This window comes from Cohnella sp. CFH 77786 (assembly GCF_019400745.1).
Taxonomy (GTDB): Bacteria; Bacillota; Bacilli; order Paenibacillales; family Paenibacillaceae; genus Cohnella.
In genome coordinates this window covers 83,716-105,797 of the sequence record NZ_WJIB01000014.1, presented here as the reverse complement: position 1 = coordinate 105,797, position 22,082 = coordinate 83,716, and the positions used below count along the sequence as shown (strand labels likewise).

Annotated in this window: 20 protein-coding genes; 4 read left to right on the top strand and 16 right to left on the bottom strand. The window is 59.9% G+C overall.

Annotation, left to right across the window (positions count from 1 at the left end; all coding sequences use genetic code 11):
• Window positions 1-21 precede the first annotated feature (21 nt).
• Both GE107_RS19860 and GE107_RS26745 read right to left on the bottom strand, forming a co-directional pair.
• Window positions 22-2,421, bottom strand: coding sequence for a 3-hydroxyacyl-CoA dehydrogenase/enoyl-CoA hydratase family protein (locus GE107_RS19860; protein ID WP_219641756.1), 2,400 nt, complete (start codon window positions 2,419-2,421; stop codon window positions 22-24).
• Window positions 2,422-2,516: 95 nt separating this feature from the next.
• Entirely contained in the window at window positions 2,517-4,853 is a 2,337-nt protein-coding gene (locus tag GE107_RS26745) for a heterodisulfide reductase-related iron-sulfur binding cluster (RefSeq protein WP_255570677.1), read from the bottom strand.
• An 841-nt stretch (window positions 4,854-5,694) separates the two neighbouring features.
• On the opposite strand from GE107_RS26745, the gene GE107_RS19845 reads away from it, so the two are divergent.
• The 3 genes from GE107_RS19845 to GE107_RS19835 are packed head-to-tail and all read left to right on the top strand — an operon-like array spanning window position 5,695 to window position 8,076.
• The gene (locus tag GE107_RS19845) at window positions 5,695-6,276 is read left to right on the top strand and encodes a fatty acid metabolism transcriptional regulator FadR (protein WP_219641753.1); all 582 of its coding nucleotides are present in this window, start codon (window positions 5,695-5,697) and stop codon (window positions 6,274-6,276) included.
• A 24-nt stretch (window positions 6,277-6,300) separates the two neighbouring features.
• Window positions 6,301-7,068 (top strand): electron transfer flavoprotein subunit beta/FixA family protein, encoded by a 768-nt coding sequence (locus GE107_RS19840; RefSeq protein ID WP_219641750.1) that lies wholly within the window; start codon window positions 6,301-6,303, stop codon window positions 7,066-7,068.
• A 27-nt stretch (window positions 7,069-7,095) separates the two neighbouring features.
• Entirely contained in the window at window positions 7,096-8,076 is a 981-nt protein-coding gene (locus GE107_RS19835) for an electron transfer flavoprotein subunit alpha/FixB family protein (protein ID WP_219641747.1), read from the top strand.
• Between the two features lie 148 nt (window positions 8,077-8,224).
• Here GE107_RS19835 and GE107_RS27275 read toward each other — a convergent pair whose 3' ends face one another.
• Entirely contained in the window at window positions 8,225-9,076 is an 852-nt protein-coding gene (locus tag GE107_RS27275) for a VOC family protein (protein ID WP_219641744.1), read from the bottom strand.
• A 168-nt stretch (window positions 9,077-9,244) separates the two neighbouring features.
• Window positions 9,245-9,691: a MarR family winged helix-turn-helix transcriptional regulator gene (locus GE107_RS19825; protein WP_219641742.1), complete on the bottom strand. Its 447-nt coding sequence runs from the start codon at window positions 9,689-9,691 to the stop codon at window positions 9,245-9,247.
• A gap of 155 nt (window positions 9,692-9,846) precedes the next feature.
• Here GE107_RS19825 and GE107_RS19820 point away from each other — a divergent pair, with 155 nt between their 5' ends.
• On the top strand, window positions 9,847-10,047 hold the full coding sequence (locus GE107_RS19820) for a CDGSH iron-sulfur domain-containing protein (RefSeq protein WP_219641740.1): 201 nt from the start codon (window positions 9,847-9,849) through the stop codon (window positions 10,045-10,047).
• 57 nt (window positions 10,048-10,104) lie between these two features.
• Here the strand turns inward: GE107_RS19820 and GE107_RS19815 are convergent, their stop codons facing one another.
• The 12 genes from GE107_RS19815 to GE107_RS19760 all read right to left on the bottom strand — a co-directional run bounded on the left by GE107_RS19815 (window position 10,105) and on the right by GE107_RS19760 (window position 22,074).
• Entirely contained in the window at window positions 10,105-10,368 is a 264-nt protein-coding gene (locus GE107_RS19815; protein ID WP_370636470.1) for a CD3324 family protein, read from the bottom strand.
• Window positions 10,369-10,690: 322 nt separating this feature from the next.
• Window positions 10,691-11,257: a Uma2 family endonuclease gene (locus tag GE107_RS19810; protein ID WP_219641738.1), complete on the bottom strand. Its 567-nt coding sequence runs from the start codon at window positions 11,255-11,257 to the stop codon at window positions 10,691-10,693.
• 131 nt (window positions 11,258-11,388) lie between these two features.
• Window positions 11,389-12,306 (bottom strand): proline dehydrogenase family protein, encoded by a 918-nt coding sequence (locus GE107_RS19805; protein ID WP_219641736.1) that lies wholly within the window; start codon window positions 12,304-12,306, stop codon window positions 11,389-11,391.
• Window positions 12,307-12,350: 44 nt separating this feature from the next.
• Window positions 12,351-13,193 (bottom strand): arginase, encoded by an 843-nt coding sequence (locus tag GE107_RS19800; protein WP_219641734.1) that lies wholly within the window; start codon window positions 13,191-13,193, stop codon window positions 12,351-12,353.
• Window positions 13,194-13,207: 14 nt separating this feature from the next.
• On the bottom strand, window positions 13,208-14,779 hold the full coding sequence (gene pruA / locus GE107_RS19795) for an L-glutamate gamma-semialdehyde dehydrogenase (protein WP_219641732.1): 1,572 nt from the start codon (window positions 14,777-14,779) through the stop codon (window positions 13,208-13,210).
• A gap of 30 nt (window positions 14,780-14,809) precedes the next feature.
• Entirely contained in the window at window positions 14,810-16,012 is a 1,203-nt protein-coding gene (locus tag GE107_RS19790) for an ornithine--oxo-acid transaminase (protein ID WP_219641730.1), read from the bottom strand.
• 63 nt (window positions 16,013-16,075) lie between these two features.
• The gene (gene rocF / locus GE107_RS19785; protein WP_219641728.1) at window positions 16,076-16,987 is read right to left on the bottom strand and encodes an arginase; all 912 of its coding nucleotides are present in this window, start codon (window positions 16,985-16,987) and stop codon (window positions 16,076-16,078) included.
• 2 nt (window positions 16,988-16,989) lie between these two features.
• Window positions 16,990-17,907, bottom strand: coding sequence for a LysR family transcriptional regulator (locus GE107_RS19780; RefSeq protein WP_255570674.1), 918 nt, complete (start codon window positions 17,905-17,907; stop codon window positions 16,990-16,992).
• Between the two features lie 23 nt (window positions 17,908-17,930).
• The gene (locus GE107_RS19775) at window positions 17,931-18,842 is read right to left on the bottom strand and encodes a lyase family protein (RefSeq protein ID WP_219641726.1); all 912 of its coding nucleotides are present in this window, start codon (window positions 18,840-18,842) and stop codon (window positions 17,931-17,933) included.
• A gap of 1,132 nt (window positions 18,843-19,974) precedes the next feature.
• Window positions 19,975-20,580 carry an alpha/beta hydrolase gene (locus tag GE107_RS19770; RefSeq protein WP_219641725.1) on the bottom strand — a complete coding sequence of 202 codons (606 nt, stop codon included), beginning with the start codon at window positions 20,578-20,580 and terminating at the stop codon, window positions 19,975-19,977.
• Window positions 20,577-21,566 (bottom strand): ring-cleaving dioxygenase, encoded by a 990-nt coding sequence (locus GE107_RS19765; RefSeq protein ID WP_219641723.1) that lies wholly within the window; start codon window positions 21,564-21,566, stop codon window positions 20,577-20,579. The genes GE107_RS19770 and GE107_RS19765 overlap by 4 nt, the downstream gene beginning before the upstream one ends.
• A gap of 58 nt (window positions 21,567-21,624) precedes the next feature.
• Window positions 21,625-22,074, bottom strand: coding sequence for a MarR family winged helix-turn-helix transcriptional regulator (locus GE107_RS19760; RefSeq protein WP_219641721.1), 450 nt, complete (start codon window positions 22,072-22,074; stop codon window positions 21,625-21,627).
• Between the last annotated feature and the right edge of the window lie 8 nt (window positions 22,075-22,082).

Sequence of the window (22,082 nt, the reverse complement as noted above, 5' to 3'; positions counted from 1 at the left end):
AATCACACCCTCCCGGGGTTGTTAGTTGCGAAGCGCTTTGCCTTTGGACAGCATATGTTGCATGCGCTGTTGGGTTTTCGGCTCCCCGCAGAGGCTGAGGAAAGCTTCCCGCTCCAAATCGAGCAGGTACTGCTCCGATACGAGCGTGCCGGCCGGCACGTCGCCGCCCGCCAGCACGTGGGCCAGCTTCCCCGCGATCTTGAGGTCATGGTCGCTGATGTAGCCGCTCTCCCGCATCCCGATGGCGCCGAGCCGCATGACCGCTTTGCCTTCCGCGCCGGCGACGCGGATTTTCTCTTCGCGGATCGGCTCGTAGCCGGCTTGCGCCATGCGCAGAACGGCCATCTTGGCTTCGTAGATGAGGTGGTCCTGGTTCGCCAGCACCCGGTCCGTGGGCTTCAAGAGGCCGAGCTTCTTGGCGTCGTGGCCGCTCGTCGACACCTTCGCCATGCCGATCGTCTCGAACGCGCGATTGATGTACGGCTGCACGTCCGCATCCGGATGCGCCGCGATCTGGCTCGCCCGGAGCGCCATCTCCTTGCAGCCGCCGCCCGCCGGAATAAGTCCGACGCCGACCTCGACCAAGCCGTAGTACGTTTCCGCCGAAGCGATCACCTGGTCCGCGGGCATGCAGGCTTCCACGCCGCCGCCGAGCGTCATCCGGTGGGGAGCGGCGACGACGGGTTTCTCGAGCCGTTTCAGTTTATACATCGCTTGCTGGAATTGCTTGATGATCGCGTCCACTTCGTCCCATTCCTCGTCCTGCGCTTCCATGAGCAGGAGCATCAGGTTGGCGCCGACGCAGAAATTCCGCCCCTGGTTGGCAACCACCAAGCCCTCGTAGTTCCGGCGGACCTCGTCGACGCTCTGCGAGATCATCGACAGGATATCCGCCCCGATCGCATTGTTCGGCGAATGGAATTCGAGGCAGGCGACCCCGTCCCCCAGATCGATCAGGCTCGCGCCGCCGTTGGCTTTCACCGTGCGGTTCCGTTCCTTCAGGGCCCGCAGGTCGATGACTTCCGGACGTTCCTCCACCTGCTTGTATTTGCCTTCATAGACGTAGAACCGGGTGCCGTTGTCGGAACGATAGAACGACACGTTGCCGTGGGCGATCCACTCTTTCACCCAGTGAGGGACGGCGGCCCCTTCCTGCTCCATGCGTTCGACGGACCGGACGAGCCCGATGGCGTCCCACGTCTCGAACGGCCCCATTTCCCAGCCGAAGCCCCATTTCATCGCGTTGTCGATATCGACCACCGTGTCCGCGATTTCGCCGAGCTTGGCGGCCGAGTAAACGAGCACCTTTTTCAGAAGGTCCCACGCCAGCTCCGAATACCGGTCGCCTCCGGAGAGCAGCGCCTTCGTCTTCTCCCGCGCGCCTTTGGCCAGCTTCGCCGCTTCGAGCGAGCCGGACGCCGGTTTGGTTTGCGGACGGTAGTCCATGAAGGCAAGGTCGAGCGCCAGAATCTCGCTTTGGCCGCCAGAACCCTTGACCTTCCGGTAGAAGCCCTGTCCCGACTTCTCTCCCAGCCACCCTCTCGCCACCATTTCCTTCAGCACCCCGGGCGCCGCGAAAGCCGCCTTATCCGCTTCGTCCGCGGTATTTTCAAACACGTTGTCCGCCACATGGAGGAACGTATCAAGCCCCACGAGGTCCAACGTGCGGAACGTCGCGCTCTTGGGCCGGCCCAGCGCCGGGCCGGTGACCGCGTCGACTTCCTCGACCGTATACCCTTTCTCCACCATCGCCTGCAGGGTGATGAGCAAGCCGTACGTGCCGATCCGGTTGGCGACGAAATTCGGCGTATCCTTGGCGATAACGACGCCTTTGCCGAGCACATTCTCGCAAATGACTTTCATCCGCCGGACGAGATCGGGATCCGTATCCCGGCCGGGAATGATTTCGAGCAGCTTCATATAACGGGGAGGGTTGAAGAAATGCGTGCCCATGAAATGTTTCCGGAACTCCGCGCCGACGCCCGACGCCATCTCGTCGATCGAAATGCCCGAAGTGTTGGAGGAGACGACGATGCCGGGTTTCCAGTGGCGTTCGATTCGGCTCAGCAGGTCCTTCTTCACTTGGAGGTTCTCGACGACCACCTCGATAACCCAATCCGTTTCGGCGATTTGCGGCAGATGGTCCTCCAAATTGCCCGGCTGGATGCGTTCGGCGAAATCTTCGTCGTAGAGCGGGGCCGGCTTCGTTTGCTTCAGCTTGGCGATCGCGGCCGTCGACAGGCGGTTTCGCACGGCGGGATGCTCCAGTGTCAGTCCCTTGGCGGCTTCCTCGTCCGTGAGCTGCTTCGGCACCACGTCCAGCAGCAGGCAGGGGATGCCGACATTGGCCAGATGGGCCGCGATGCCGGAGCCCATGATGCCCGAGCCGATGACAGCCGCTTTGCGAATGGGTTTGTTCATCGTTTGCTAACCTCCGATTCGATTGGATTCGGTTTCCGGGGGCAGATGGGTCAGGTCCGGATGGGTCAGGTCCGGATGGGTCAGGTCCGGATGGGTCAGGTCCGGATGGGGCGGTCGCCGAACACGGACGTCTCCAGAATTTCCGCGATATCCCTCGCTTTGACGCTGCTCTCGACCTCCTTCATCTTCGTCCCGTCCTCCATCATCGTCAGACAGTAGGGGCAGGCGCTGCCGATAACCGTCGGACGGGTTTGGAGCGCTTGCTCGGTGCGGGCCAGGTTCACCCGCTTGCCGGCCTTCTCCTCCATCCACATCATTCCGCCGCCGGCTCCGCAGCACATGGCGTTCTCGCGGCTCCTCGCCATTTCCGCGAGTTCGACGCCCGGAATGGCTTTGAGCACGTTGCGCGGCTCGTCGTAGACGTTATTGTAGCGCCCCAGGTAGCAGGAATCGTGATAGACGATGCGTTCCTTCACCTCGCAGCGGGGAATGAGGCGGCCTTGCTGCAGGAGCCGGTCGAGCAACTGGGTGTGATGGAGGACTTCGACGCCTTCCAGGCCGAAATCGGGATATTCATTCTTGAGCGTATGGAACGTATGGGGGCAGGCGGTGACGATTTTGCGGACGTTGTATTTGCGGAAGGTGGCGATGTTCTCGGCCGCGAGCTGCTGGAACAGCATTTCGTTGCCCATCCGGCGCGGGGTGTCGCCCGAGTTCTTCTCTTCGTTGCCGAGGATGGCGAAGTTCGCACCGGCCTCATTGAGGAGGCGGACGAAGGCACGCGAGATTTTGCGGCTGCGCAGGTCGTAGGAACCCATCGAGCCGACGAACAAGAGGTATTCGAAGTTCGGATTTTCGCGGGCGGTGGGCACGGGGATACCCTCGATTTCGCCGGTCCACTTGGCACGGTCGTTGCGGCTGAGTCCCCAAGGGTTACCTTGCCGCTCGATGTTCTGCAAGGCGCGTTGGCCTTCATGCGGAATGCTGCCTTGCATGAGGACGAGATGGCGGCGCAGATCGACGATCTTGTCGACGTGTTCGTTGCCTACGGGGCACTGGTCCTCGCAGTTGCGGCAGGTCGTGCAGGACCAGATTTCCTCTTCGGTCAAGACGTCGCCGATGAGCTCCAGGTCCTGGGGCTGTCGGGCGGCAGGCACAAAGGCGCCGGTTGCGCCTGCCGCGGCGGCCGGCGACGCGTCGGCTCTGGCAACGCCGGCTGCGGAGGTCGCGGAAGCCGGAGTGGAGTCGGCTCTGGCAACCGAGGTTTCGGATGCCGCTCGCGAAGAGGCAGCGCCGGGGCTTGGGGCCGCGTGGACCGCGGTCCAGGTCGCCTTCTGCCAGGCGAGCGTCGGGCGGATGTCGGTAATGGCGCCGCCATCGGCGTTGACTTCGCGCCACTCCGGCAGGTGCGGCGCCTGGGCATTGAACGCGTGCATGGCGGCTCCGCCTTCCGGGAAAGCGAATTCCGGCACCCAGGGCGACTTGCCCGTGACGGCGGCGCCTTTCTCCTGCAGGTGGTCACGCAGCTTCGTAATCAGGTGCATCGGGGACAAGGCTTTTCCGGTGCTTGAGGCCGGGCAAACGTTGGTGCAGCGTCCGCATTCCACGCAGGCATAGAAATCGAGCATCTGCTTTTGCGTGAAATCCTCGATTTTGCCGACGCCGAACGACTCCGCCTCCTCGTTCTCGAGGTCCAGCTTGGCGAGCTTGCCGACCGGCTCCCTGCGCCGGAACCAGATGTTGATCGGCGCCGTCACAATATGAAAATGCTTCGATTGCGGAACATAGACCAGAAACGAGAGCAAAATGAGCAGATGCGCCCACCAACTAACGTAGAAAGCGACTCGCGCGGCGGCCGTCGGGATCCCGTCGAACAAGGCCGCGAAGGCGGACGAAATCGGGGCATATCCCGACGGCTCAGTTTGCAGCCATAATCGCTCGAACCCCAGAGACAGCACGACCGACAACATCAAGAAGAAAATGAAGAAGATGACGATGCTCGGCTTCCAGCCCCGCTTCAGCCGCGCCAGCTTCTCGCCGTAGCGGCGATAGGCGGCATATCCCATCGCGATCAGGATGAGCGCGACCGTGATTTCCTGCAGAAGGCCGAACACGTCGTAAGCCGGCAGGGGCAGGTGACCGCCGCCGGTAAGACCTTTGACGATCAGATCCAGCGCGCCGAATTGCAGGATGATGAAGCCGTAAAAGACAACGACGTGCATGATGCCGCTTTTCGGGTCCTTCAGCAGCTTCTTCTGGCCGAACACCTGCGAGAGAAATTCCGCCAGCCTCCCCTCGCCTCGCCGCTTGAAATCCGCGGGTTGCCCGAGCTTCAGATAGAGGTAGCGGTGGTACAAGGTCTTCCAGAACAAATAAAGCGCATAACCGGTCACCGCCAAAAACAGCAGGAGATTCGCCGTCTGCCACGCCATTCGCATCCGTCCTTTCTCTCTGAGTCGTATGCAGTCTCCGTCATGCCTATGGAAGATACCGGGAAGACTCGACTTCACGTGCCAAGACGAGCGCTTCGATCGCTGAAGCCCGGGAAAACCCGGTTACACGCACCGAGCCGCGCGTTTCACTCGCCGCAGCCCGGGAAAACCCGGCTACACGCGCCAAACCGCGCGTTTCACTCGCCGCAGCCCGGGAAAACCCGGCTACACGCGCCGAGCCACGCGCTTCACTCGCTGTAGCCCGGGAAAACCCGGTTACACGCGCCAAACCGCGCGTTTCACTCGCCGCAGCCCGGGAAAACCCGGCTACAAGCACCGAGCCGCGCGTTTCACTCGCCGTAGCCCGGGAAAACCCGGCTACAAGCACCAAACCGCGCGTTTCACTCGCTGTAGCCCGGGAAAACCCGGTTACAAGCACCGAGCCGCGCGCTTCACTCGCCGCAGCCCGGGAAAACCTGGCTACACGCACCGAGCCGCCCGTTTCACTCGCTGTAGCCCGGGAAAACCCGGTTACACGCGTCGTTCCTATGACGGCCAGACCTCATGCTGACCCTCATTCGAGCAGCGTCGGCAGCTGCCTAAGACGGCCAGACCGACTTTCAGCAATCCGTTCGAGCATCAGCCCCTCCCTATGTCGGCCGGACCGTCTTTCAGCCACTCATCTCATTATTCGCCCCTCCCAAGTAAGCGATTACAATCCCCCTATCATAAAAATCTTATGATCCACGCATTGACTTCCGACACGGTTTCTCATAAGATGAAGAAAAATGAATGACCATTCATTCATTACATTATGAATTTTATCACCGGGGTGCGCCTCATGACAAGCAAAAAGAAAGAAAAGTACGGCCTGATTTTGGATGCCGCCGAGAAAGTGATCGCCGAACACGGCTTCCACGGCTCGCAAGTTTCCCGGATCGCCAAGGAGGCAGGTGTCGCCGACGGCACCATTTATCTCTATTTCAAGAACAAGGAAGATATCCTCATTTCCCTGTTTCAGGACCGGCTGGGCGACCTCGTCGGGATGTTCAACAGCAGCATTCTCGAAACCAACACGGCCGACGAAGCCCTCCGTAAAATCTGCGAGATCCATTTTACGCAGCTGGAGCGGAACGTCGATCTGGCTTACGTCACTCAAATCGAGCTCAGGCAAAGCTCCCTTGACCTGCGCAAAGCGATCGGCCACGCCGTCAAGCCCTATATCGAGCTGATCGAGCATATCCTTCAGAAGGGGATCGCAGAAGGAACGTTCCGACCCGGCCTGGACACGAAGCTGACCCGGCTGCTGATTTTCGGTGCCATGGACGAAGTCGTCACCTCCTGGCTGATCGCGGGTCGGAAGTATTCCCTAGCCGCCCAGGTGGATCAAACCGTCGACTTTTTCCTGAGAGCCCTGAAATAACTTAGGCGAGAGGAGTTATGCCGAATGAACGTCTACGTGCTGATGAAGCAAACGTTCGACACCGAGGAGAAGATCGTGCTGAGGGACGGGAATATTGCCGACGACGGGGTCAAATTCGTTATCAATCCTTACGACGAATACGCGGTGGAGGAAGCGATTCGGATCAAGGAGCAGCACGGCGGCACCGTAGTGGCCGTTTCCGTCGGGCCCGAACGCGCGGCGGAAGCGCTTCGGACGGCGCTGGCGATGGGCGCCGACGAAGCGGTATTGATCTCGGACGAACGGATCGGAGCGGACGAGTTCTCCGTCTCCAAAGCGCTGGCTGCCTATCTGGGCAAGCAATCGTACGACCTTATCCTCGGCGGCAACTTCTCCGTCGACAACGGAAGCGGCCAAGTCGCCATCCGTCTCTCGCAGCTGCTCGGAATCCCTCATGTATCTTCGATTACCCAGCTGACCCTGTCCGGGAACCAAGCCGTCGTGCTGCGGGACGCGGAAGGCGATACCGAGACGGTGGAGGTCGCCTTACCCGCTCTCTTCACCGCGCAGCAGGGTTTGAACGAACCCCGCTATCCTTCGCTTCCCGGCATCATGAAGGCGAAGAAGAAACCGTTCGGGCAGCTGGGTCTTGAAGATCTCGGCCTGAGCGAAGGGGATACCGCGCCGAAGACGGAACGCGAATCGCTGTCCCTGCCGCCCGAGCGCAAGGCGGGCCGTATCCTGAAAGGCGGCCCGGCGGAGCAGGCGGCGGAACTGGTTCAGCTTCTGCGTACCGAAGCGAAGGTTATATAACCGAACCGAACGAGGAGGAGAAACCGGATGAGCCAAACCTATGCGATCGTTGCGGAAGTTCGCGGGGGGAAACTGAGGCAGGTTACGCTGGAGGCGGTGCGAGCGGCAAACGCGGCGAAGCGGGCCGAGGATCGGCTGGCGGCGGTGCTCGTCGGGCACGGGATCGCACCGCTCGCCGGGGAGCTGGCCCGGTACGTCGGGTCGGTGCATGCGATCGAACATGCGGCTCTTGAAACGTATAACGCGGAAACCTATTTTCCGGCGGTATCCCGCGCGCTTCACACGCTGAACGCCGATGCCGTCTTCCTCGGCCACACCGCCATCGGCCGGGACTTGGCTCCCATGATTGCCGCAAGTCTCGCCGCAGGCCAAATCTCCGACGTCATCTCCATCGAGAAATCGGGGTCCGAGGTTCTGTATACCCGCCCACTCTATGCCGGTAAAGTTTTCGAGAGAAAGCGGTTCGCCCCCGCCCCCGGCACTCCGCAAGTCATAACGATCCGCCCCAACAACTTCGCGCCGGCCGAACCCGCGGCAATGCCCGGATCCGTCGCAACGGGCGAATACGCGCCGCCTTGCGACCTGCGCTCGGTCGTCAAAGACGTCGTCCGCAAAACGTCCGGCAAAGTCGATCTGACCGAAGCGAAAATCGTTGTCTCCGGAGGCAGAGGCGTGAAGAGCGCGGACGGCTTCACACCGCTGGAGCAGCTGGCGGAAGTGCTGAACGCCGCCGTCGGCGCCTCCAGGGGCGCATGCGATGCCGGCTACTGCGATTACGCCCTGCAAATCGGCCAGACCGGCAAAGTCGTCACTCCCGAAATCTACATCGCCTGCGGCATCAGCGGCGCCATCCAGCACCTCGCCGGCATGAGCCAGTCCCGCGTGATCATCGCGATCAACAAGGACCCCGAAGCGCCGATCTTCAAGGTGGCGGATTACGGGATCGTAGGCGATTTGTTCGAGGTCGTTCCGCTTTTGACGGAAGAATTCAAGAAGGCATTGGCATAGAAACAAAACAACAAAGATAGGCCGTCAGACCAACTGATCCGGCCTATCTTTTTTTAACCGCATGAAAAGTCGGCGCCGTTAACCGATCGGATGTGTGGTGTAAAGATCTGTAGGAGCAGCAACTGAATTATAAAATGTCTCTCCCCTTCTACTTGCAAACCATGAGATGGTTGCCGTCGGGATCGCGGAAAACGAACCAGTGACCGTTTTCGATTTCCGTGACCAGCTCCACTCCTTGCTCCTTCATGAACGAATAGGCCGCATGGATATCGTCCGTCGGCAGCATGAACGCGGGGGTCTGGAACGTCGGCGCGCCTCCGGGCTCCTTGCCTCCCCACATGGGCATCGTATCGAGAATGATGCCGGGCTCCCCCATCGGAAGCGGACACAAGTGGCCGTTCATGATCGCGGCGGATTCCGCGGGAATGCCCAGGATCCGGCAATACCAATCCCGCGCCTTCTCGATGTCGCGGACCGGCACGAAGCTCGCTCCGGTACGGCCCAGGAACGGAGTCGACCGCGGCGATTGCTCCGCCCGATTCCCTTCCTGTTCGCTTGCCCGCTCCTGCCCTTGCTCGGACCGGTACTGCCGGATCAGCGCGGCGACGTCGATGCCGTCGATCGTCAATCCTTCGATCTTGCACCCCTCAATGCGTACGCCGCTAAGGTCGCTGGAAGTGATCGTGCTTCCGGCAAGCTCGCACATTTCGAAACGAAGAGGCCGCTGGCGACCTTGATCCTCCCGGTAGGCCGGATGCCCTTCAGGCGGCAGCCCGATGCCGTGAATGTAGGCGCCTCCCAGCTGCGCCCCGTCGATTTCGAGATCGGACAAGTCTGCGTCGCGAATCTTGACCCCGCTCATATTGACGTTGGTGAACACCGTCCCGCTGACGTTGGCGTCCGTGACCGTGGTCCCGCTCACATTCACGCACTCGAATTTGGCACCGCTCACATCCGAATTCCTTACTTCCAGGTTTTCCTTTTGGTTGACGATCTCCACTGGTTATCCTCCCTTTCGTTCTTGCATCCATTTTTCCGGATGAATTCCATCTAACCGAATAGATAACGAAACAAAATCTCAAAACCATACAATACTCCTGAATTATTTTTTGGGAGCATCATTCGGGTAAATCTGGAAAGTTACGAAAAAAGCCGCCCGTTCAGGCAGCTATTCGTTGTTGTGCTTATATACAACGGCCATCGATTCCTCTACTTGGCGAATGGCGTCTTCGGACAGAGGAGCCGCGAAATACTGCTTGATTCCGCGCGCATAGATCGGCCATGCTTGCCGCAATTGGACTTCCCCCAGGTTCGTCAGCACCGCGTATGCCCCCCTGCGGTCTTCTTCGCTTTTTTCCCGGACCAGCAATCCCTCCCGCTCCAATCGATCCACCAGCCGGGTTAATCCGCTCTTGGTCAGGACGACTTTCTTCGTTAGCTCCCCCAGGCGAAGCTTGCGATCGGGCGCCTCGAATAAGGCGATCAACACATCGTAAGTGGTCAGGGGGACCTTCTTCTGTTCGGCCAGGTCCCGTTCGATCCGTTCGATGATCCTGGCATGCGCCTTGATAAAGGATCGCCAAGCCGCCAGCTCCGATTCCGTCACTCTCTCCATGTCGACCGTTGCCCACCCTTCACCGCATCTCCATCCAATATAAATTAATTTTGTTGAACCTGCAACTATTTTAGTTGACTACGCAATAATATTCATGGTAATCTGATCTCGCGCCAGTTAGTTGATTGCGCAACTAAAATCCCGGAGGTATTCACATGTCCAAGGTTGTCGTGACGAAGTACGATGAAGGCCCTTATGTCATCAAAGGTGAGTTCGAGCTCGTGGACGGGAAAGGAAACGTTTTTCAAACGGGGGAGAGCGTCGCGGTGTGCCGATGCGGTCAGTCGAAAACGCAGCCCTTCTGCGATGGCACCCATCGAACATGCGGATTCAGGGAAGCCTCCGAAGCCCGGTAATTTCCGGACAAAGCCAAAAAGCCAGCCGAGGGCGTACGTATACCCGGCTGGCTTGCGTTATTTCGGCTTCACGACGATTCTGCGGATGCTGTCTTCCGACAGATGGTACTTCCGCTCGAGCTCCGAGACGGACCATCCGTCCAGGTAGAACCGGCGGATTTCCTCGTTCCTCTCCGCCAGCAGCTTCCGCGTTCCGCTGACTTCCCCCCATCCCGCCCGTTGTTTCGGAGGTTTGGGAATGTAAATGAGCTCTCCCGGAATCCGCTTCTGCAATTCCTCGAAGAGCGAGGGGGGAAGCACGTCTTTTCCGTTTTTGTAGATTACGGCAGGCGTCCTCCTCCAACTGGATAAAACAAAAAAACCGTGGATATTCAAGCATCCACAGGCATCTATAAACAAGGGGCCGGTGAAGGCCCCTTGCCCGGCAGAGCGGTTTCCGTCTTAGACGGAAACCACCTCGTGGTTGTAGATCAATTCGATCATCTCCTTTCCGGAAATTTCGTCGGCCCGACATCTATATTCTACTCCCATTCCATGGAAGAGGAAAAGGGAAAAAACGCTTAAAATCAAACTCTACAATCGCCAAAGGAGATGCCGGGCGATGCGGATCGGCGACCGATACCGCTGCGCTCAGCCGGGGCTGTTACTCATCGCCTGGGAAAACGCCGGACAACGGGATCCGCAGGCAAGGAATCGTCGGCGAAACCAGCTCTTCCTGTTCCGACAACGTCGAAACCAACAAGTAACGCCCATCCGTCAGGACGAACTGCTCGATCAAGCGGTAAACGGGATCCGCAATCCAATACTCCCGGACCCCGAAGCGTTCGAACAAGGCTTTCTTCAGCTTCTTGTCATGCCTTCCCGTGCTTTCCGACAAAATTTCGACGAGCAAGTCGGGCACGCCGAACACGAAGCCGTCGCGCAGAATGGCCAAGTTCTCTTTGGCGACATAGATCAGGTCCGGCTGCACTCTGTTCGCTTCATCGAAATGAACATCCATCGGCGCCAGAATGATCCTGCCCTCTTGGGCGCAAGCGCCGTGAAAAGCGACATACAGATTCCCGAGCAGCGTCTGGTGCGCCAGCTTGGGCGAGGAAAGAAAGTCGTACCGGACACCGTCGATGATTTCATGCCGATCCTCGACCATATACCGGATCGACTGCTCCTTGACCTTCTCATTCGGCTTGGACGATTTGGCGTCGTCGCTCATACGGGCTTCTCTCCTTGCTCGAGAGATGGATTCCGTTTCCACCCCTATTGTAACCGTTCGCGAATCGCTTCGACAATAAAAAGCCGTCCTTCGCGAAGAAGGGCGGCTGTCGGACCGCATGATGAGTCCCATTATTTCCGAAACCAATTCTTCATCACGAACCACACGTTCGCCGGCCGCTCGGCCAGCCGCCGCATGAAGTAGCCGAACCAATCCGCGCCGTAGGGTACATAAATCCGCACGCGGTATCCTTCCCGAACGAGCCGGCGCTGAAGGTGCTCCGCGATCCCGTACAGCATCTGAAACTCGAAGGCGTCGTTCGGAATGCCCCGTTCCCGGATGAATGCGATCATGTCCTCCACGACCGTCTCGTCGTGAGTGGCGATCGCGGCGTAGTTCCCGCTCTCGAGCTGCTGCCGGATGATCTTCCGGAAGTTGTCGTCCACCTGGTTCTTATGCGGAAAAGCCACGGCAGGGGGCTCCTTGTACGCCCCCTTGACGAGGCGGAGATTCGCGCGCAAGGCCTTCAAGTCCTCGACATCCTGCCCGCTCCGGTACAGATAGGCCTGGATGACGACGCCGACGTTCTCGTATTCGCTGCGCAGCCGGCGGAAGAGATCGAGCGTCATCTGGCAATGGGAAGAATCCTCCATGTCGATGCGAACGAAATTGCCGTACTTCCGGGCCGTCTCCAAAATCGTGCGCATGTTGCGCATGCACAAGTCCTCGCCGAGATCGAGCCCCAGGGATGTCAGCTTCAGCGAGAGGTTGGAATCCACCCCCGAATCGGCGATCGCCTCCAATGTACGGATGCACATGCGTGCCGATTCGGCTGCCTCCTCCCCGGTGCCGACGAACTCCCCCAGATGGTCGAGCGTCGCCTTCATGCCTTCGGCGTTCAGCTTGCGCACCGCCTGAATCGCTTGCTCGACGGACTGTCCCGCGACGAAACGGCCGGCTCCGAGCCTCAGGCCGTACTTGCGCGCCATCAGGTTCGCCGTCCGGGACCGGCCTAGAAGCTGAAAGGCGTTGCGGAGCATCGTTTCCATGTGTCATCACCGCGATTCCGAGTGGTGGATATTCGAAATTCGGATCACAAAATTTTCTTGCCCAGCACGGATGCGATCAGCCCCGCGATGAGCCGGGCCGTTCTTCTCTGATCGTCCAGGAAGGGATTCACTTCGGTCACGTCCATCGACGTCACCTTGCCCGAGTCCGACAGCAGCTCGCAGGCGAAGTGCGCTTCGCGGAAATAGAGGCCGCCCGGGACCGCCGACACGACGCCCGGCGCTTCGAGCGGATCGAGGCAGTCGGCGTCGAAGCTGACGTGTAGGCCGTCCGTCCCGTTGCCGGCGGTCTCCAGGGCGGCCTCCACCACCTTCTGGATTCCCATCCGGTCTACGTCGGCCATCGTGAAGCAGGTGATGCCTTCCGACCGGATCCACTCGCTCTCGCTCGGCTGCACTTCCCGCAAGCCGATCAGCACCAGATTTTCCTTGCGGATCCGTCCCAGGCCCGGGATGTCGACGTCCGTCTTGCCCAGCACGGATGCCAACGCCATCTCGTTCACGTAGCCGGTGGAGCTTGTGCGTTCGGTCAGCAGGCTCGGGTGGGCATCGAACCAAATGACGCCCAGGTTGTCATAACGCCGGGCGAGCCCCGAGATCGCGCCGATCGAGACGCTGCGGTCTCCGCCCACGATCAGCGGAAACTCGCCTTCGGCAACCGCCGCGGCGGTCTTGTCGGCCAGCAGCCGGCCGACTTCCTGCACGTTCGAGCCTGCGATCCGCTCCTCGGCGAGCTCCTTGCCGAGATGGCGGAGCATCCGGCCGAGTCCGGCGTCCAGGATGCTGTCCGCTCCCTGCTCGGCCCCCGGACGTCCGGTTCTCACGGCAAACGGGACTTTCATCAATCGGATTTTACGGGCAGCCGCCATCGGGAGCCCCTCCTTTACAGCTTTCTCGAAGTGAGTTTGGCTTGCGTGAACAACAGCAAGTAATCGTAACCTCCGGCTTTGGAATCCGTGCCGGACATGTTGAAGCCGCCGAACGGATGCGCCCCGACGAGCGCCCCCGTGCACTTGCGGTTCACGTACAGATTCCCGCAGTGCATTTCCTCCAGCGCGTACGCGATCCGGTCCTCGTCGCGGGAGAAGAACGATCCCGTAAGTCCGAACTCGGTATCGTTGTACAGCTCGATGGCTTCCCTATAATCCCGCGCTTTGCCGATCGCGAGTACCGGACCGAAAATTTCCTCCTGCATGATCCTGGCCTTGCCGTCCACGTCCGCGAAGACGGTCGGCTGGAGGTAATACCCTTCCGGTTCGACGTCCGCCTTGCCGCCGCCCGCGATGAGGCGTCCCTCGCCCTTGCCGATCTCGATATACCCGAGAATCTTCTCGTACGCGCTCCGGTCCGCGACGGGGCCCCCCTTGAAGTTGCGTTCCGGCAGTCCGACCGTCCAGGCCGCGGTCAATTCGCGCACGCGCTCTACGACTTCATCGTACACCGGCTCCACGATGAAGGCGCGCGATCCGGCGGAGCATTTCTGCCCCTGGAAGCCGAACGCGGACGCGACGATCGCTTGCGCGGCGGCTTCCAGGTCGGCCGTTTCGTCCACGACGATGCCGTCCTTGCCGCCCATCTCCGCGACGACGCGTTTGATCCAGATTTGGCCTTCCGACGTCTTGGCCGCCAGCTCGTTGATCCTGAGGCCGACCTCCTTGGAGCCGGTGAAGCTGATGAACCGGGTCTTCGGATGCGCCACGAGGTAGTCGCCGATCTCCGCGCCGCTGCCCGGCACGAAGTTAATGACACCGGGCGGCAGTCCGGCTTCCTCCATCAATTCCACGAACTTGTGGGCGATGACGGGCGTGACGGATGCCGGCTTCAGCAGCACGGTATTGCCGCTGACCACGGCCGCCGACGTCATGCCGGCGCAGATCGCGAGCGGGAAATTCCACGGGGGAATGACGATGCCGACGCCGAGCGGAATGTACGTGAGCCGGTTGCGCTCGCCTGCCGCCGGGGTCAGCGGCCGAAGCTCGTTCGTCTCGCTTAACCGGATCATTTCCCGGCCGTAAAATTCCAGGAAATCGATCGCCTCCGCCGTGTCCGCGTCCGCCTCCGCCCAGTTTTTGCCGGCCTCGTACACCATCATCGCCGAGAATTCGTGCTTGCGCTCCCGCATCAAACCCGCGGCCTTGAAGAGATATTCCGCGCGCTCCGCGGCCGGAACCCGCTTCCACGTCTCGAACGCGGCAAGCGCGGCGTCCATCGCCTTCTCGGCCCATTCCCGGGTCGCTTTGCTGACCCTGCCGACCACTTCCCCGAGATTCCCCGGGTTGACGGACACCGTCTTGCTCTCGGTCATGACCTTCTCCGGCCCGATCCACAGCGGATAGTCGCGGCCCAGCTCCCCCTTGACCTTGTGCAGGGCGGCTTCCATGGCGGCTTGGTCCGCGGGGTTCGAGAAATCGGCAAACGGCTCGTTGGCAAACGGCGGAAGCATCGTGCTCTTCATGTTCGGCTCTCCTCTCCTTGGGGTGCCTGATTAACGGGCAGACGTTTGGAAAATCGACTTGATCCGGTTGATCGCCCAGTCGAGCTGCTCCCGATCGATGATGAGCGGCGGCGCGAAACGGATCGTGTGCTCGTGGGTTTCCTTGCACAGGATCCCGAGCTCCATCAGCTTCTCGCAATACGGTCTAGCGGGCTCCGTCAGCTCCAGGCCGATGAACAGCCCCCGTCCCCGGATCTCCTTGATGGACGGGTGGCGGATTTCCTTGATCCTTTCTTGAAAATAAGCGCCCAGCTCCGCCGACCGTTCGGACAGCTTCTCCTCCTGCAGCACGTCCATCGCGGCGATCGCGACGGCGCAGCCGAGCGGGTTGCCCCCGAACGTCGACCCGTGCGAACCGGGAGTAAACACGCCGAGGATCTCGTCATCCGCGGCGACGGCCGAGATCGGAAACACGCCTCCCCCGAGCGCCTTGCCCAGAATGTACAGATCCGGCTTCACGCCTTCCCAGTCCGACGCGAACAGCTTGCCGGTTCGTCCGAAGCCGGTCTGGATCTCGTCGGCGGCCAGCAGCACCCGGTTCTCCCGGCATAGCTCGGAAGCGGCTTTCAAGTATCCGTCCGGAGGCAGGATGATGCCCGCTTCCCCTTGGATCGGCTCGACCAGAAACGCTGCCGTATTCGGCGTAATCGCCGCCCGCAGCGCCTCGATGTCGCCGTAAGGAATGATCCGGAAACCGGGCGTAAACGGACCGAATCCTTCCCGGTATTCTTCGGCGGAAGAGAACGACGTCACCGTAATCGTACGGCCGTGGAAATTCCCTTCGCACACGATAATCTCCGCTTGGTCGGCCGGAACCCCCTTCACCCGGTAAGCCCAACGGCGGACCGCCTTGATGGCCGTCTCCACCGCTTCCGCCCCCGTGTTCATGGGGAGAATGCGGGACTTGCCGGTCAAAGCCGCCAGCTTCGCGTAGAACTCCCCCAAGTTGGCGCTATGGAACGCCCTGGAGGTCAGCGTCACCTGGTCGGCTTGGTCCTTGAGCGCCTGAATGATTCGCGGGTGCCTGTGCCCGTGATTCAGCGCGGAATACGCGCTCAGCATATCCATGTACCTCTTGCCCGCGGGATCCTCCACCCAGACGCCTTCCGCTTTCGCGATGACGATAGGCAGCGGGTGATAGTTGCGGGCCCCGTATCGTTCGGTTTGGCCGATGATGTCCAAAGCTGCGTTCATCGGAATCCCCTCCCTTGCTGGCCTGGCGGCAATCCGGCGAGGCCGCGCTTTTCCGGCAGCACGTCACAAGATGCTTTCTCCGAAGACGGAGGCGATCAGCTCCACCGCCGTTTGCGCCGTTTTGTTGTTCACGTCGAGCGCCGGATTCACCTCGACCACCTCGGCGGAGACGAGCGCGCCGCTCTCCGCGAGCAGCTCCATCGCAAAGTGACTCTCCCGGTACGACAAGCCGCCGTTGACCGGCGTTCCCACGCCCGGAGCGGCGCTCGGGTCCATGCCGTCCAGGTCCAGGCTCAGATGGACGCCGTCCGTCCCTTGCGTTACCCGCTCCATCGCTTCTTCCATGACCGCCTTCATGCCGTAACGGTCGATATCGTGCATCGTGAACACCCGGATCCCCTTCTCCCGAAGGAAAGCCTTCTCCCCCGGGTCCACCGACCTCGCCCCCACGATGACCACCTTGGAAGGATCCACGTTGGCGTTCGGACCGCCAATGGACACCAGGCTCGGATGCCCGTACCCGAGCAGCACGGCCAGGGACATCCCGTGGATGTTGCCGGACATCGTCGTCGCTTCCGTATTCACGTCCGCATGGGCGTCGAACCAGATCACGCCGAGCTTGTTCACGCGCTGAAGCACGCCCTTGATCGTACCGATCGCCAGGCTGTGGTCGCCGCCAAGCACCAGAGGAAGCTGGTCCTGTCCCATCTCGCGGGAAACGAGGGCGGCCAGTTCCGCGTTCACGCGGGCGATTTCGGCCAAGTATTTCAGCTTCTCGCCCGGACTGCACGGCTCCTGGATCCGGTTGACATGGATGTCTCCCACGTCCCGTATCCGGTAACCGAGCGACTCCAATTTCGTCTGAATATTGGAACTCCTTATGGCAGTCGGACCCATCTCCACGCCGGGACGGTCCGCTCCCCATTGCATCGGTACGCCGATCAGGGAAATGTTGCGGTTCTTCGCTGCAATCATGCTTATTCCCCCATTCCGCCCATATTCGCCCATATCCGCCGAACGATATCGGAGAACGTCCGGATGTTGTTCTCCTCCGCCCTGCTTTTCAGAACGACCATCGAGGTCTCGATCCGCTCCGGGAAGCGATGAAGCTCGACGAGCGTACCCTTGTTCAGTTCTTCCTCCACCAGCGTCGACCCGAGCAGCGCCACGCCCGTATGGTGCAGGACCGTCCGCTTGATTGTCTCGTCGCTGATGCATTCGATGAAGCTGCTCGGCGCGAAGCCGACGTCCTCCAAACACTCGTTCACCATGAGCTGCAGGTTGGATCCCGATTTGTACGTGATGAAAGGATACTTCGTCAGCAGCTCCTCGAGCGAGTGCTCTGCGTACAGCTCCTTGGTCGTGACCAGCACGAAATCCTCCTTGCCGAGGGGCTGCGACACCATTTGCGGCGACAGGCACGGCCCCGCGATGATCGCGAGGTCGGCCTCATTGGCCGCGACCTTCTTCATCGCTTCGTTGCTGTCGCAGGAGAACAGCTGCAGCTTCACCTGGGGATTCTCCGCGATGAAGGAATGGATCCCGATCGACAGGAACTGGTTGCAGTACAGCTCCGGTGCGGCGATCGTCAGCAATCCGTATGGCTGCTGCATCTTCTTCAGCTCGTGCTCCATCTCGTCGAGTATGGAGAAGGCTTGATCGATATAGGATTTTACAACCCTGCCGGAGGGCGTAAGATACGTTTTTTTGCCGACTCTCGTAAAGAGGGAAACCCCGAGCTCGCTCTCGAGCGCTTGGAGCTGGAGCGTGATGGCCGGCTGCGAATAACCCAGCTGCTCCGCGGCCTTGGTGAGATTCAAGCTTTCGGCGACGGCCTGAAAGGTTTTGAGTTTGCGGAAGTCCATCCCGGTCACCCCTTCTTTCTCGAATTCCATCCGCCCCCATCTTACCTCATTTTTCAATGGTAGATCTGATTTATTTTCAGCAACGCCCTGTAAAATAAATCCATGCACTGCCAAGCGTAATAGGCGGTCACTTCTTCCATTCCTTGGGCGGAAAAACCGGAACGGTCCATAAACGCGATCATGTCGCGGAACGCCGAAATCTGGATGATGCCGGCCTTCAGCTCGACCGAATCGATCCGGCGGATGGCCGGCTCGAGCTCCGAGATTGCCGCATTCATCGTGGATGAAATCTGCCCGTAAGCGGTTTCGTAAGCTTGGCGGGCAAGGATCCCGGCGTGCAGGGGAAGACCCGCCGCCGCCCCAAGCCTCGAGATGAATCCGGCATCGAAGTGTTCGCCGTTCAAGGTTCGCAGCCGCTCCTCGAGAGAAGTCAGTACGGGGCTGATTTTGCCGGCGATTCCCGGCGGAAGAGCTTCCGCCTGGCGATGTATCGTGCGTACATATTCGATGGCCGCCAGCTGAAACGCCGCGGAAAAGTACCGGTTGGGGTGAAGCGGCGATTCTGCATGCCAGTCGGGGCTGACGATATGGTAGCTGCCTTTCACCTCGCCCATCAGTTCCATCGCGCGGTTGGCCAGCACTTCGTTCATGTTGAGCGAAAGCAAGGGGCCGCTTCCGCAACGGCTCGGCTCGAACACGAACTGCTCGTGCCACCGGCCGTCCGCGACTTCTTGCGCCGCACGCTCGATCAACGCGCCGACGCGGGCTTCCAGCCTGCCGGACTCCGTCTCGGTCCGAGCCGCAGTCTTCTTGAGCAAGGCCAGCGCGGCCAGCAGGTCGTGCTTGTAATCTTTGCCCGTATCCGTCAAGCGCCGCTGTGCGTGTTTCGTCCGAATGCCGTAATAAGCGTGGGCAGGGACGGCTTCTTCTCCGAATTCCCAACGTTCGATGCGAACCGTGTCCATGTACCGTCAACTCCCTCCCGTTTCCTACTTTGAATGTACCACACGCCTCCGCAGGCCTAAAAATTGAATTCGTAAATCATAACGATTTGAAAACCTTATGGTACGGGGGAGTGCGACATACGGCGGTATAGCGGAACTGGATTCCGTTATTTGCGCGGGGCGATGAATCAACGGCACTGTGAGCCAAATAGTGTCCGTGAGACGCTAATCCGACGAATCAACAGCACTGTGAGCCAAATAGTATCCGTGAGACGCTAATCCGACGAATCAACGTTACTTCAGGCGAAATAGTGTCCGTGAGACGCTAATCCGACGAATCAACGGCACTGTGAGCCAAATAGTGTCCGTGAGACGCTAATCCGATGAATCAACGGCACTGTGAGCCAAATAGTGTCTGTGAGACGCTAATCCGACGAATCAACGTTACTTCAGGCGAAATAGTGTCCGTGAGACGCTAATCCGACGAATCAACGTTACTTCAGGCCAAATAGTATCCGTGAGACGCTAATCCGATGAATCAACGGCACTGTGAGCCAAATAGTGTCCGTGAGACGCTAATCCGACGAATCAACGGCACTGTGAGCCAAATAGTGTCCGTGAGACGCTAATCCGACGAATCAACGGCACTGTGAGCCAAATAGTATCCGTGAGACGCTAATCCGATGAATCAACGTTACTTCAGGCGAAATAGTGTCCGTGAGACGCTAATCCGACGAATCAACGTTACTTCAGGCGAAATAGTGTCCGTGAGACGCTAATCCGACGAATCAACGGCACTATGAGCCAAATAGTGTCCGTGAGACGCTAATCCGACGAATCAACGGCACTGTGAGCCAAATAGTGTCCGTGAGACGCTAATCCGACGAATCAACGTTACTTCAGGCGAAATAGTGTCTGTGAGACGCTAATCCGACGAAACAACGGCACTGTAAGCCAAATAGTGTCCGTGAGACGCTAATCCGACGAATCAACGTTACTTCAGGCCAAATAGTGTCCGTGAGACGCTAATCCGATGAATCAACGGCACTGAGCGACTTCCGGCGGATTAGCGGAAATGGGTTCCGTTATTCGTACGGGAAACTAGGGACTCGGCGCAAACGCGAAAAAGCTGCCCAGTCTGGGCAGCCCTGTATTAGAAAGTCTCCCGAAACCACGACGCCGCTTGCAAGACTTCGCTCCGGGACAGCTGGTGGCCGTTGTTTTCCCAATGCAGTCGCACGTCCGCGCCCGCGCCAGCCAGCAGCTCCGCCAGCTCTTCGGATTCCGCCGGGGGGCACAGCGGGTCGTTCCTTCCCGCTCCGATGAAGATCGGCGTCCCGCTCAGATCCGGCAAGGGGATGCCCCGCCGCGGGACCATCGGATGGAACAGGACGGCGCCTTGGAGCGAATCTGGCAGATGAAACAGCAGGCTGGCCGCGATGTTGGCCCCGTTGGAATACCCGACCGCCGCGACGCGGCTGCGGTCGAAGCCGTACCGTTCCGCCGCTTCGGCAATGAACTCGTTTAATTCCCGGGTCCGGAAGACGAGATCTTCTTCGTCGAAGACCCCCTCTGCCAGCCGGCGGAAAAACCGGGCCATGCCGTTCTCCGATACGTTGCCCCTGACGCCGAGCAGGTTGGAGCCGCCCGAAATCATTCGGCCGACGCCGGCCAAATCCCGCTCCGATCCTCCCGTGCCATGAAGCAGGAGCAGGGTGGGGGACGCGGGATCGGTGCCTTTTTCGAAATGGTGGATCATCCCGGATCCCCTCCTCCGTTCGATGTGTCCAGCGGCTTCAGCCCTGCCTCGATTTGCGTGCGGTACGGCTCCAGGAACGGAGGCAGCGCGAGCGATTCGCCCAGGTGCAGGATGTCCTCGTCCGTGTCGAACCCGGGGCCGTCGGTCGCCAGCTCGAACAGGATGCCGTTCGGTTCGCGGAAATACAGGGAGCGGAAGTAGAAACGGTCGACGAAACCGGAATTCGGGAACCGGGCGGAGCGGATCCGTTCGATCCACTGCCGCAGCTCTTCCTCGTTGTCGACGCGGAACGCGACATGGTGCACGCCCCCGCGGCCTTGCCGTTCCCGGGGCAGATCCTTTCTCTCTTCGACGTGGATCTCGGCTCCGCTTCCGCCTTCGCCGGTTTCCAGAACGAGAATGTCCGGCTGACCGGCCACGGTTGAAGGATACCGCCCTTTGTCGCGGAAGCCCATGAGCTCCGTAAGGACGCGTACGGTCGGCTCGGCGTCATGCACCGTCAATTGGATGGGACCCAAGCCGCGAATCCCGTGTTCCGCGGGAACCGGACTGCGGGCCCACGGAATGCCGCCGGCTACGCCGCTGTCGTTCTCGTCGGACACGAGAAGGAGCCGTTGCCCCTCAGGGTCGCGGAATGCAAGCGTCAAACGCCCTGCTCTGTCGATGATGTCGTCGTGATCGACCTGGAACAGCTCGAAGCGTCTTTTCCAATAACGCAGAGCTTCATCGCTTGCCACCCGGAGGGAAGTCGAGGAGATGCTGCCGACCCCATCGCGGTTCCGCGCCGTCATCGGGAATTCGAAGAACGTAAGCTCAGTGCCCGGATTTCCCCTCTCATCCCCGTAAAAGAGATGATAAACGGAAGTGTCGTCCTGGTTCACCGTTTTTTTGACCAAACGTAGACCTAGAACTTGGGTATAAAAATGGAAATTGTTCGAAGCGCTCGCCGTGATGGCGGACAGATGATGAATGCCTTTCAGTTCCATTCGTTATTCCTCCTCTTGTTTCGTAATGGGATAGAGTCGATTCGCGAGCGAGCGTCCGCTAACCCTTCTCCGCCCCTTTTCCCAGCCGTTTTAGAAATTCGATCGCTTCCTGCTTGCTCTCCCTGTCGATTCCGCTCATCAGGGCATGGATGCTTGCGGCGTGCTGCGGGAAGATTCGGTCGAACAGCTCCTTGCCCGCGGGCGTGATTTCCGCGTAAGTGACCCTGCGGTCCTCCTGGGCGGGAACGCGTTTGAGCAGTCCTCTCTTCTCGAGCTTGTCGATGTTGTACGTGATGCTGCCGCTGGTGACGAGAATCTTGCCTCCGATTTGCTGGAGGGGGGTTCTTCCTTTGTGGTACAGCACCTCCAGAACGGAAAACTCGGAAGAGGACAAACCGTAGTTCTTCATGTCCTTCAAGGCTTTGTCCATGATGGTCTTATACGCTTTGGAAAGGACAACGAACAGCTTCAGCGAGGTCTGTTGTTCTTCGTCGATCGGGTTCGCCATTCGTTCAC

Excerpts from the sequence above, each read along its gene's own strand:
- pruA (WP_219641732.1), bottom strand. The coding sequence starts at position 14,779 with ATGAAGAGCACGATGCTTCCGCCGTTTGCCAACGAGCCGTTTGCCGAT.
- GE107_RS19810 (WP_219641738.1), bottom strand. The coding sequence starts at position 11,257 with ATGAGCGACGACGCCAAATCGTCCAAGCCGAATGAGAAGGTCAAGGAG.
- GE107_RS19780 (WP_255570674.1), bottom strand. The coding sequence starts at position 17,907 with ATGGAATTCGAGAAAGAAGGGGTGACCGGGATGGACTTCCGCAAACTC.
- GE107_RS19825 (WP_219641742.1), bottom strand. The coding sequence starts at position 9,691 with ATGGAGAGAGTGACGGAATCGGAGCTGGCGGCTTGGCGATCCTTTATC.
- rocF (WP_219641728.1), bottom strand. The coding sequence starts at position 16,987 with ATGATTGCAGCGAAGAACCGCAACATTTCCCTGATCGGCGTACCGATG.
- GE107_RS19840 (WP_219641750.1), top strand. The coding sequence starts at position 6,301 with ATGAACGTCTACGTGCTGATGAAGCAAACGTTCGACACCGAGGAGAAG.
- GE107_RS19760 (WP_219641721.1), bottom strand. The coding sequence starts at position 22,074 with ATGGCGAACCCGATCGACGAAGAACAACAGACCTCGCTGAAGCTGTTC.
- GE107_RS26745 (WP_255570677.1), bottom strand. The coding sequence starts at position 4,853 with ATGGCGTGGCAGACGGCGAATCTCCTGCTGTTTTTGGCGGTGACCGGT.
- GE107_RS19845 (WP_219641753.1), top strand. The coding sequence starts at position 5,695 with ATGACAAGCAAAAAGAAAGAAAAGTACGGCCTGATTTTGGATGCCGCC.
- GE107_RS19775 (WP_219641726.1), bottom strand. The coding sequence starts at position 18,842 with ATGGACACGGTTCGCATCGAACGTTGGGAATTCGGAGAAGAAGCCGTC.
- GE107_RS19790 (WP_219641730.1), bottom strand. The coding sequence starts at position 16,012 with ATGAACGCAGCTTTGGACATCATCGGCCAAACCGAACGATACGGGGCC.
- GE107_RS19820 (WP_219641740.1), top strand. The coding sequence starts at position 9,847 with ATGTCCAAGGTTGTCGTGACGAAGTACGATGAAGGCCCTTATGTCATC.
- GE107_RS19805 (WP_219641736.1), bottom strand. The coding sequence starts at position 12,306 with ATGGAAACGATGCTCCGCAACGCCTTTCAGCTTCTAGGCCGGTCCCGG.
- GE107_RS19860 (WP_219641756.1), bottom strand. The coding sequence starts at position 2,421 with ATGAACAAACCCATTCGCAAAGCGGCTGTCATCGGCTCGGGCATCATG.
- GE107_RS19800 (WP_219641734.1), bottom strand. The coding sequence starts at position 13,193 with ATGGCGGCTGCCCGTAAAATCCGATTGATGAAAGTCCCGTTTGCCGTG.
- GE107_RS19835 (WP_219641747.1), top strand. The coding sequence starts at position 7,096 with ATGAGCCAAACCTATGCGATCGTTGCGGAAGTTCGCGGGGGGAAACTG.
- GE107_RS19770 (WP_219641725.1), bottom strand. The coding sequence starts at position 20,580 with ATGATCCACCATTTCGAAAAAGGCACCGATCCCGCGTCCCCCACCCTG.
- GE107_RS19765 (WP_219641723.1), bottom strand. The coding sequence starts at position 21,566 with ATGGAACTGAAAGGCATTCATCATCTGTCCGCCATCACGGCGAGCGCT.